The organism is Aureivirga sp. CE67, assembly GCF_015767245.1.
GTDB lineage: Bacteria > Bacteroidota > Bacteroidia > Flavobacteriales > Flavobacteriaceae > Aureivirga.
Map to the genome: position 1 here is coordinate 17,128 of NZ_JADOTV010000036.1, position 11,190 is coordinate 28,317.

Annotated in this window: 9 protein-coding genes and 1 pseudogene; all 10 read right to left on the minus strand. The window is 27.8% G+C overall.

Going from position 1 to position 11,190, the window contains the following annotated elements:
- Nucleotides 1-168: 168 nt before the first annotated feature.
- The 10 genes and pseudogenes from I0K12_RS21595 to I0K12_RS21640 all read right to left on the minus strand — a co-directional run bounded on the left by I0K12_RS21595 (nucleotide 169) and on the right by I0K12_RS21640 (nucleotide 10,838).
- Nucleotides 169-4,578 (minus strand): T9SS type B sorting domain-containing protein, encoded by a 4,410-nt coding sequence (locus I0K12_RS21595; protein WP_196890265.1) that lies wholly within the window; start codon nucleotides 4,576-4,578, stop codon nucleotides 169-171.
- Nucleotides 4,579-4,665: 87 nt separating this feature from the next.
- Nucleotides 4,666-4,977, minus strand: a pseudogene (locus tag I0K12_RS21600) (hypothetical protein).
- 268 nt (nucleotides 4,978-5,245) lie between these two features.
- Nucleotides 5,246-5,869 (minus strand): hypothetical protein, encoded by a 624-nt coding sequence (locus I0K12_RS21605; RefSeq protein ID WP_196890266.1) that lies wholly within the window; start codon nucleotides 5,867-5,869, stop codon nucleotides 5,246-5,248.
- A gap of 6 nt (nucleotides 5,870-5,875) precedes the next feature.
- Nucleotides 5,876-6,904, minus strand: coding sequence for an RHS repeat-associated core domain-containing protein (locus I0K12_RS21610; protein ID WP_196890267.1), 1,029 nt, complete (start codon nucleotides 6,902-6,904; stop codon nucleotides 5,876-5,878).
- 240 nt (nucleotides 6,905-7,144) lie between these two features.
- The gene (locus tag I0K12_RS21615; RefSeq protein WP_196890268.1) at nucleotides 7,145-7,513 is read right to left on the minus strand and encodes a hypothetical protein; all 369 of its coding nucleotides are present in this window, start codon (nucleotides 7,511-7,513) and stop codon (nucleotides 7,145-7,147) included.
- 605 nt (nucleotides 7,514-8,118) lie between these two features.
- Complete coding sequence (locus I0K12_RS21620) at nucleotides 8,119-8,631, minus strand: hypothetical protein (protein WP_196890269.1); 513 nt, start codon at nucleotides 8,629-8,631, stop codon at nucleotides 8,119-8,121.
- Nucleotides 8,632-8,893: 262 nt separating this feature from the next.
- Nucleotides 8,894-9,379 (minus strand): hypothetical protein, encoded by a 486-nt coding sequence (locus I0K12_RS21625; RefSeq protein WP_196890270.1) that lies wholly within the window; start codon nucleotides 9,377-9,379, stop codon nucleotides 8,894-8,896.
- A gap of 232 nt (nucleotides 9,380-9,611) precedes the next feature.
- Nucleotides 9,612-9,965, minus strand: coding sequence for a hypothetical protein (locus I0K12_RS21630; protein ID WP_196890271.1), 354 nt, complete (start codon nucleotides 9,963-9,965; stop codon nucleotides 9,612-9,614).
- Nucleotides 9,966-10,231: 266 nt separating this feature from the next.
- A complete protein-coding gene (locus tag I0K12_RS21635) occupies nucleotides 10,232-10,708 on the minus strand; it encodes a hypothetical protein (protein WP_196890272.1) in 477 nt (158 codons plus the stop codon).
- Nucleotides 10,650-10,838: a hypothetical protein gene (locus I0K12_RS21640; protein WP_196890273.1), complete on the minus strand. Its 189-nt coding sequence runs from the start codon at nucleotides 10,836-10,838 to the stop codon at nucleotides 10,650-10,652. The genes I0K12_RS21635 and I0K12_RS21640 overlap by 59 nt, the downstream gene beginning before the upstream one ends.
- Nucleotides 10,839-11,190 lie beyond the last annotated feature (352 nt).

Below are 11,190 nucleotides of genomic sequence, written 5' to 3' on the forward strand. Positions count from 1 at the left end.
TTCATATTGAATTTGAAGAAAATTTAGTCTTTTTAAGGACAAATTTTATCTTTTTATGTGTTCATGCGTCAGTCCTGCCCCTAGCCCCTCTCGAGAGGGGAACTTGACAATCTATACTTAATTATTCAAAGTGAATCATGATAATATTTATTCTAAACTTTTATTCAACTATCGTTTCAAAGTAAAATGTCCTCGATATTCTTTTCCATTTGTTCGTTTTAATAAAAACCAATAATCACTAGATGGCATTGGCTCTCCTTGAAAAGTTCCGTCCCATCCTTTATCTTTTCCGATAAATTTTGTGATTAACTTCCCGTAACGATCAAAAATAAAAATCTGGTTATATTTTTCTCCTTCTGCATTATTCAATTGCCAAAAATCATGGATTCCATCTCCATTTGGAGTAAAATATTGTGGATAATAAAGTAAAAACACCTTATCATTTACAACACCACATCCATTTTTATCACGAATAAAAACAGTATAATCATTCACTTGTAGATTCTCAAAAACTGGCTCGTCTTGATAATATTCTCCATCAATAGAATATTCATAATCTCCTACTCCACCTACTAAAACATGAATAGAATTCGAATCAAAAGTCCAATCTTCTTTTTTGATTTCAAATATCTTTGCTGCCTCTGATAAAATCACTTCTACTTCTTTTGTTCTCTCACAAAGCATTCCTGAAGGATAATATTTTCCGACAGTAACTGTATAATTTCCTATTTCTGAAACTTCAATAGAATTTGTAGTTTCTCCTGTGGACCATAAATAAGTATCAAATTCTTCAGATACAGAAAGTGTTTTTGTATAATTTCTACATAAGAATTGCTCAGGTTCCAAATCAAAATCTGGTAATGGTAAAACTTCTACTAAAAATGAATTTACAACAAAACAAGATTCGCTTTCTTCATTTTCTATTCTTACAAAAATCTCCGTTGCTGTTCCTTCATAATTTGTAGCTATAGAATTGATATCTGAAATAGCATCTAGTTCTGACAAATGATAGGTAATATTAAAATCTTGCGAAATTTGACTTGCTAATATCTCTTCATTTTTTTCTGATAAATCAAAAATTGCAATACCATCATTTGATTCGTCATCACATTGTTCCAAAGTTGAAATTTCAGCTATCGTAGGCATCTCATAAATTCCTATAGTAAAACTTGTTGTCGCAAAACAATCTGATTTTTGTTTGTTTTCAATTCTAGCAAAAATTGTCTGAGGATTCTCTATATTTTCATAATTCAAATCTAAAGCAAACTCTTTTGAATCTGCATTTTCTTGACTTAAATAATAAGAAATTTCAAAAGTCTCCTCTGATTGATTCCCTAATATTTCTGAATTAAATTGTGCTAAATCAAAAATATTTATTCCGTCATTTGAAGCATCATCACAAACAAAATAATCTAAAATTTCATTTGCAATTGGTGTTTCATAAACTACAAATGAAAAAGTAGTTTCTTCATAACAAGCTGTATTTTCTGCATTCTCAACTCGAACTGTTATTGTGTCAGAACCTGTAGTAAAAGGATTTGGAAGTGGACTTGGCAAAACTTCTCCATTACTATTTTTATAAGTAACAATCATTCCTGTCTGCCCATTTAAAACTTCTTGCTCAATTGTTGAAGTATCAAAAGAAAATATTCCATCAAAATCATCATCACAAGTTTCTTTGTCTAAAACATTAAAAGCTGCTATCGAAAATATTTCAAATTGTAATTCTTTCTCCATATAACAAGCACCATTTGGATCTTGAGAAATATTATTTATCGCATGAACTGTAATCGTTTGAGTAGAACTCTCAAAAGGATTTGGAAGTGAATTTCCTAAACTATTTCCTGAAGCACCAAAATATTCTAAAATTACATTTTCTTGTCCTCCAGTCAATGTTTCATTAAATAAAGAGGTATCAAATTCTACTAAAGAATCTCCATTTTCATCACAAAGAACAGGAATTTCTAAATCATAAATCTCGGGGATATTTTCTACAACTAATGTTATATGATGTCCCAGTCCGATACAATCATTATTTAAAAGATTTTCTACTCGAATGTAAATTTCTTGCTGATTCGGAGAAGATGTATTTGTATAAGAAGAAGTATTCGTTATTGCATTTTGTTCTGCTAAAGCATCTGATTGATTCTCATAATAAGAAATGATCAATTCTTGCCCAGCAGGAAACATCGTTTCTATTTCTGCATGTACAAAACTAAAATCAAAAGTTACGATTCCATTGTTTGCATTTCCATCTTCTGCATTATCACACTGGTAAATAGTATGATGATAATCTACTGGAATTTGTGAAGTAGAAACAATCAAATCAATCTCTGAAGTACGAAAACATCCAAATTCATTTTCTATTCTTGCCCAAATTTTAGAATTGGAAACTTCTGGGTTTTGAAAATTCGTTGTATTTAAAATAGCATTTTCTCCTAAAATTGCATCCGATTCATTTATATAAAATGTAATAGTTTCATTTTCATAATTTGTAGAAATCTCTGCAAAAGATTCTTCCAAATTATAGGTCGTAAATCCGTCCATATCATCATCACATTGAGAAAGTTCAACAAAAGTATTCACAACTGGAAGGACATTTACTTGAATCATAAAACTCGTTTCAGCAAAACAATCTTCATTTTCTTTATTCATAACTTTTACATAAATCGTTTGAATTTCTGTTGTATTTTGAAAAGCTTCAGGATTTGGAATTGCAGTACTTAAATCCTCTGTATTATTATCTGTGAAAAAATAAATATTTACAGTATCCTCTGGAAATCCATTTAAAATTTCATCCGTTTTATCTGTCAAATCAAAAAGAACAAGTCCGTCTGAATCAGATCCAAAACTTTCGTCATCACATTTTTCAAAAACAGAAATAGTTTCTGAAATTATTGGTGTGTCAAAAACTTGAATTGTAAATTCTGTCATTGCATAACAATCAATATTCTCTTTATTTCGAACTACCCCATAAATTTTTTCTTGAGTATAAGCTGTAGTATTCTCATAGTTTTCAGGATTTTCTATTGGCTGATTTTCCTCTATGTTTTCTAGTGAAGTAAAATATTTTACTTCAAAAATAGATTCATCTTGACCATTTAATAAATCTTCATTTTTTTCTGTAAAATCGAAATTCCAAAAACCATTATTATCTTCATCACAAACTTCTAAATTAGATATGGAACTAATTTGTGGTACTTCATAAATTGTAACTGTTATTTCTTCTGAAATATCTCCTTCTAAACCATCTGCCGTTACAGTTACAGTATATTCTCCTGGAGAAGTATATTCATGCGATACATTATCACCAACAGCAGTATTATCTCCTGATGTGATATCTCCAAAATCCCATGAAATATTTGTAAAACCTTCTGCATTTACTAAAGTAAAATTCGTTGTTTCACCTAAACAACTATTTTCATGCTTTATTGAGCTTAACTTAAAAAAAGATTGATTAAAGGCAGGTAGACCTCCTAATGAATTTTTTCCACCTAAATAAACTCCATTATCTTCAAAATTACAAGAAAGACCTAGTTCATTTGGGTTATGTATCACATCAAGATAACCCGAATCATGACATGCTACATAAATTTTACCATCTGTTGCTAATTGTAAAGCTCCTCTCCATTTACTAGTAGTAGAAATTAAAATTTCTGAATTAATAATATCTTCTGGAGTTGATAAAGTAATATCAAATTGTTTTAAACCTTTTTTAGGATTTGATAAATTATTACCATATACTTGACATAAATATAGAAAATGACTGTCTGGAGAAAATTCAGCACCATATTCAGAAGAAGCGGTACTTAGTATCATTGCATTAGATAAAATACCTGTTTCTTTATCAAAATCATATAATTCCGTAGGTAAACTAGTTCTTACTACTACTGCTTTTTTACCATTTGGAGAAAATTTTATTTGACCAATTGCTTCTGCTGGAGCTCCAATAATATTTCCAACATAAATTCCTACAGCACTCACTACAGGGGTTTCAATTACTCCTGAAGAAGTTACCTTATAAGAAACAAATTCATTACTTTCCCAACGATGACTTAACACCCAATATTCATTGGTCTGATTATTTCTTATTGCAGTTAATTTTTCTGTAACTTCAGATTCTAATAAAATATTTTTACTTTCTGTAATAGCTCCATTTCCTCCATCTAAATTCATATCTACTTCAGAATATCGAAAACCTTCCTCTGCATAATTTAACCCAACTGTAAACACATAATAAATATGTTCAGAATCGGGCTTTGGTACTATAATTGCTGAACTTGTACTTGAATAGTTCCCCATTAATCCTGTTCCATTTTCCATGATTTCATGATTTTTATTATATACAGTAATACCATCTGTATAAAATAATAACTCTCCTTCTGCATTTGAAATCGTAGCGCAACCTTCATCAGTTATAAGTTCTCCATCCGTTAAAGCTACGGGAGATCCACTATTAAAATCTAGACCTGCTTTATACCCAAAATACCAAATATTGGATTCTTTTTGGGCTTGGAGTGATTGAAAGAATAAAAAAAGAAATAATATTTTAACAATTTTGAAGTAATTTGTAGTCATTTTATTGATATTTACACTACAAAAGTAAAAATTATTTAATTATATTAACTTTTATTAGTCAAAACTTTATAAGGAAATAAAATATTATTATATATCCAATACAAAATTCTCATCTGCAAAAATTCTAGTACTTGAATACTTACATTCTGTCGCTTCTAAAACAAAACCTGATTCTACTGGATTTTGATGGATATAGTCTATTTTTTGTTGGATTACTTTTTTACTCCATAATTCAATTGGTAACTGAGCGAAGTCGAAGTTTTATTTTCTACAATAGTCTATACTTTCTGCTAAAACAGCAAAATAGACTTGTCTTGTAAATACATCAATCCAGTTTACGGTTGCAAAACTGACAAAATAGGCTCCTGATTTGTTATGAAATTTATATTTTCTGCTCATTATATTAATTCAATTATTTTATAACAATATACAACCAAAAAATATTTATAAAAGCTAGCGCTCGAATCCTTTCGAGTGACACAAAGCAATAACACAAAAAATTTAAACATATAAAACCCAGCATTCTTAATTAAAAATGCTGGGTTTGTTTTTTTGAGCAGCTGGTACGCCACAAAGTACGACTTTTCGGTAGCGCTCAATTACCTAAATCTCGGATGAGCGGGGGCAGCTGGTACGCCACAAGTTAAAAACTTGCGGTAACGCTTAGTTATCTAATACTCGCGGGATCTGGGGGGGGGGGGGGGGGGGGGGGGGGTGCAGAGAATATATTTTCAATTGAATTTAAAATTGAATCTTTTTCATTCATAATAAATTTTACTTCTTTACTTCCAATTAAATTATATTTCTTTAAATCATACTTATTAATTTTAACTTTAAAAAAAGTATCTAAATCTCTTAAATTAGAAGTAGTTATAATAAAATTATTTTTAGAATCTATATAGTAAAAATCACTTAAAGTTCGTATACCTAAATCTCTACTTTTTTTTCGTTTAATATCAATCTCATGTAAATTTAAAGAATTATTATTCCCTAATAAACCAATTAAAATTGTTTCATTTGATTTAAAATATGAAATATTATTTTCTAAAATTGAATCATTAATCTTAATTGAATTATTTGGTATGCTAATACCAGATAAAGAAAAATTATTAAATTGTGTTATCATTATTTTTTTTTCATTACATCTTCCAGAATATACAATAATTTTTTCTGTTCCATCTTTTTGAATTATTGAAAAATTATTTCTTATATTTTTACAATAATCTTCTTCATTTTTTAACATTACAATATTTAATAAAAATATTACAACAAAACTTATTATTAACTTCATCTTAAATTATAATTCCTCTTTTGAAACTTCGTCTTTTATAGTATTTAAATCTTTATTTTGATTATTTAGATAAGATCTCTCATCTATTAAATCTTTTCTGTAAGGAGAATTATCACATTCAGTATGACAATTTAATTCAGATATAACGTCATTTATTTCATTAATTCTTTTATTGTTTTTTTCAATTTGATAATTCAAGCTATTCAAAAATCTTTTCTTAACTGATTTCATTTGATTAAATAAACGAGTACCATATTCATTATTATTAGTTTTTGTTGGTTCATCAACATCATCCCAATTATAAGAAAAATGTCCTGTTTTATTTCTTTCTTTTTCCCATTCAATGTAATCACCTGTATAAAGAGCTTTATCAATATCATCAGGAGTAAAACTGTTTTTAGTTAAAAGAACTGCATATCCTTCCCATTTTCTACTTACATTATTATAAAAATCTGAAACAGAAGCTGCAAACCCTCCTTTTTTAGAGTAATCCCTAACTCTCCCATGTGATGTTGTTCGTTTATAATCCTCTCCTAATGTCATTATTCCAAAAAGATTATAATCTTTATATCTAATTGCTTCTTTCCCCCACAATGATTCAAAACTTGCTTGGGATATAACAAGCAACGCTCCTCTAGTAGATCCTCCTTTTGATTTAATAAAATTATAAACCTCAATAGCAACCGTAGTTAAAAATTCATGATGCATAGGATCTCCTGGAGACTCTCCATTTTTATCAAAAAATCTAATAGGATTATTCCCTGCAAAACTATATGGTGACCAATAAGGGAATTCCATAAATTTTGGATCCATCTTAAAAAACCTACTAATACGATTATCATACATCCTAGCTCCAAAGTCATAAGAATTCCCCTCACCTTTAATCTCGTCATCAGCTTCCATACCATTAAACGCATAACGATAATCATCCGATCTAGCATGTCTTCCTGGAATCAACATTCCGAAAGGGTAGTAATCATTATAAGAAAGAACGTCTGTTTTAAAGATATCGTCTGTATTAATATTGGAAATCAATCCGTCTTGTACTTCTGTAATATCTATTACTACAAGATTTGAAAGTAATATTAATCCTAATTTAAAAACTATTACTTTTTAATAGCTTAAATCTTAAAAAAACAATAATACAAAATTTTAACACAAAAAAAACAGCATTCTTAATTAAAAATACTGGTTTGGTTTTTGAGTAGCTAGTACGGCACCCGATACAATCGGTTGCTTGCGTCTTTCATTATTCATTTGAGGACGAGCGGGGGATTAATAATAAATCATATAAATATCATTTATAATACCTTTTCCAATAATTTTACCAAATTCAACTAAAAGAAAATGATCCCCTTTTTTAAATCCCTTTTCATAATAACTTTCCATTGTATAGCAATTCAATATCATTTTTGCAAAAGTCCATTTATCACGTTCTATTTTAGTTTCATCTATATCTAAAAAAAAAGCCTTTTGAGAATATCTATAACTTAATTCATCTGGTGTCAATCCTTTTAATTCATAATGATCTTCTTTTAAATTAACTAATAAATAAACAAACATTCCTTTATAAATCTTCCTAGTACCTCCTTCATTTTTATTATAAAACATGAATTTAGTATCAAAAATTATATCTTTTATCATTTTAATTATATTTTTAATAGTCAATACCTAAAAGTAATCTTTCAGAATTTTTATCCACTTGAGATTTCTGTGTATTAAAGAAAGTACCAGATGAAACATTAAAAGATTTAATATTTTCATTAAGTTCATCTATTTGAAGAAAATCTACCCATGCTAGCGCTCGAATTTTTCGAGTGTCAAACGGCAATAATATTATAAAATTCTAATATAAAAAACCAACAGCCTTAATTCAAAACACGCTATTTTTTCAGCATTTTTTATTTTTAAAAACAATAATACAAAATTTTAACATAAAAAATTCAGTATTCTTAATTGAAAAATTACAATTAAAAATACTGGTTTAGTTTTATTTACCAACTGGTACGGTACTCGTGAGGACACGAGCACTAGCGATTATTTATTAGCGTGCCATCTGGGGTTCGAATTCTTTCAAGTAACATACATCCTTAACATAAAAATTTTAAACATAAAAAACCCAGCATTTGTAATTAAAAATTTGTAATTAATAATTAAAAATACTGGTTTGTTTTTTTGAGTAGCTGGTACAGTACTCGATACAATCGAGCACTAGCGATTATTTATTCGCGTGCCAGCTGGGATTGCTATTAATAAAAAGGAGCTAAGTTCATAGAATCTTTTTTTATCAAACAAATAATACCTTTTTCTTTCGAAAAAATCAAAGTACTTTTACTTTTTGGGGAATCCACACCTGCATCATATCCCAATTCTATATCAAACCAATAAATATTATTATTTAGTGTATCTATAGATTTCAATCTACTTTGTAAATCATCTATTATTGTTATCATCCCACAATTATTATTTAAAGACCAAGTAATTGGTTTCTCCATATTTAACGAACCAATATTCCAAATCATATATTTATCATCATAACAGTGTTCTAATATTGATAATGTATCTTTAGATACATTTAAATGTAAATCTGTTTGATATACTCTCTCATATATATCAACTACAAAAAAAGAATCTAATTTATATTCTTTATTATTATACTTTATAATCTTCTTATTGTTTACTTTTTCAGTACAAGAACCTAAGATTATTATTAATATTACAAAAAACATCTTATTTTTTAAACTCTTGATATACTTTTCCATATTAAATTAAATTTAGTTCTACTTAACCACTTGTGCTTTTACCTTTTGATGCTTTATTTTTCTCTTTATGGGTCTTAAAAATCCCCCACGCTGACGCTCGAATTTTTCGAGTGTCGAACGGCAATCCTTTTATAAAAGTTTAGCATAAAAAACCAGTATTCTTGATTAAAAATACTGCTTGTTTTTTTTAACAGTTGAAACGCCACGAACTACAAGTTAGCGGGAGTGCTTAGTTATCTAAAACTCGCGCCATCTGTGGAACTTAAATAAAAAGGCGTTCAAAACACCAATCAATAATATTTCCTTCACTATTAAATAGAAAATAACCCATACACATATTTGATTTATTATCCAATCTCATATAAACTATAGATTTATCGTCAAAATTAAACTCATTAAATATTAATAATTCATATCTTGTTACTTTATCTTTTTTAACTTTATTAGTCAGTTTTATTTTTTGACTTATCCATTTTATCTCTTCATTTTCAATATTTAAATTATCTTCGGATATAGTATCATATTCCTCCATTTTCAAACAATTAAAAAATAATGAAAATGACTTATATCCTGTTGTTTTACCAGAGAATTTAATTCTTATACTTTCATTTTTAAATTCTTCTTTAAATAATACATCTTTAAAAAATAGAAATGCTGTCTTTTCATTTTCTTGAGAAAAAGAAGAGATACAAACAAAAAATAAAATATATTTTACTACTCTAAAAATATTAAATTGTTTTTCCTTCAAAATTAGATTTTTTAAATTTACGTATAGATTTCTTAACACAGACTTTTTCCTTTTTTTGCCAACACTGACGCTCAAATTTTTCAAGTGTCGAACTGCAATAATATTATAAAATTTCAGCATAAAAACCCAGCATTCAAAATAAAAATACTGCTTATTTTTTTTAACAGCTGAAACGCCACGAACTACAAGTTAGTGGGAGTACTTAGTTATCTATAACTAGGAAGATCTTAGATTAATAAACTTTTATATTTCTACTAATTGAAGGATCTTCACAACTATATTTTATCTCAACAATATCTCCTATTTGTAAAGAATGGGAGGTAACGAACCGATTATCATATCTAACATTATTAACATAAAAAACATAATATTTGTGTGCCCCTCTTGATCCTCGAGTAATCTTGTAAATAACTGCTTTTGTTTCTACAGAACATTCAGATAACTTTGTTTTCTCCTTAAAAATTTGGTAAAAACCAAAAGAAAATAGAGATAAAAAACCTAAAGTAAACAGCCATGAAATATAAGTCCACTTATCTGAAAGATAACGTATATCAAATATGATTTTTTCTAATATATTTTTCTTCATAATTTATCTATATAATCTAATAAACCTCCTCTTATTGATTTATTTTCATCGTATTTTACTTTAAACATTGGGTCATTAAAAAGGAGATGATTCAAAATTTTTCGCAACATTTACCCACGCTGGCACTCGAATTTTTCGAGTGTTGAACGGCAATAATATTATAAAAGTTTCATCGTAAAAACCTAGTATTCTTGATTAAAAATGCTGGTAAAGTTTTTCTTGAGTAGCTGATACGGCACCTGATACAATCGAGCACTAGTGATTATTTATTCTCGCGCCAGCGGGAAAATACCATAATTATCTAATTCTTTTTTCCAATATATTATATCTTTATCTTTATCATACTTGACCCAATCTAATCTATTTCTAATATCAAACACATAAAAAAGTAGTGCATCTTTCTTAAAAACATCATATAAAATCAAATTAATTCTCCAATCAAAATTTTCATCTTCCAATAACAAAATTATACTTTGTTTATTTAATGTCTTCAAAAATTTTAAATCCTTAGATTTTTCTTCTACTGTAATTAGATACTTAGATTTTTCGATTTTATTTGGAGTAATAAATTTCAATGATGTTCTTCGAATTTCAAATTTAGTACTATCATTTAAAACTAATTGTCCATATGAAGTTTTAAACATGATCAAAAACAAACATGTAATCAATAAATAATCTATTCTTTTAGCGTTTTCTTTCTCTATCTCTAATAACCTTTTGGTCATTTCTAATTCTCTTTTCATCTTTTATATAACTTTCTCTTGCATTTGCTCCAGTATCTATAACTGTGGTATTTATATTTTTAGAAATTTTTCTTTTCAAATCTTTCTTATTATAAGTTCCATTTGAATATTTTTTTATCAAATTATTCATATATTCTGCTGTTTCTCCACGCTGGCACTCAAATTTTTCGAGTGTCGAACGGCAATAATATTATAAAAGTTTCATCGTAAAAACCCAATATTCTTGATTAAAAATGCTGGGTTGTTTTTTGAATAGCTAGTACGACACTGACTACAAGTTCGTGGGAGCACTTTACGAGCGGCAAGCTAGGTTTTTTTTATATATAAAATAAATAAAATAGTTCCAAATATTATTAAAATACACGGCTTTTTCATAAAAATAAATTTGATTTAAAAATCTTATTCAACTCATCTTTATTATAAGCTAACTTTGTTCTTATTTGCTTAAAATTCAATTTTTCTTTTGATCTTTGTAGTAAATT

What these genes read in the sequence shown, in the direction of transcription:
- I0K12_RS21595 (WP_196890265.1), bottom strand. Translation starts at nt 4,578, where the DNA reads ATGACTACAAATTACTTCAAAATTGTTAAAATATTATTTCTTTTTTTA.
- I0K12_RS21605 (WP_196890266.1), bottom strand. Translation starts at nt 5,869, where the DNA reads ATGAAGTTAATAATAAGTTTTGTTGTAATATTTTTATTAAATATTGTA.
- I0K12_RS21615 (WP_196890268.1), bottom strand. Translation starts at nt 7,513, where the DNA reads ATGATAAAAGATATAATTTTTGATACTAAATTCATGTTTTATAATAAA.
- I0K12_RS21620 (WP_196890269.1), bottom strand. Translation starts at nt 8,631, where the DNA reads ATGGAAAAGTATATCAAGAGTTTAAAAAATAAGATGTTTTTTGTAATA.
- I0K12_RS21630 (WP_196890271.1), bottom strand. Translation starts at nt 9,965, where the DNA reads ATGAAGAAAAATATATTAGAAAAAATCATATTTGATATACGTTATCTT.
- I0K12_RS21635 (WP_196890272.1), bottom strand. Translation starts at nt 10,708, where the DNA reads ATGAAAAGAGAATTAGAAATGACCAAAAGGTTATTAGAGATAGAGAAA.
- I0K12_RS21640 (WP_196890273.1), bottom strand. Translation starts at nt 10,838, where the DNA reads ATGAATAATTTGATAAAAAAATATTCAAATGGAACTTATAATAAGAAA.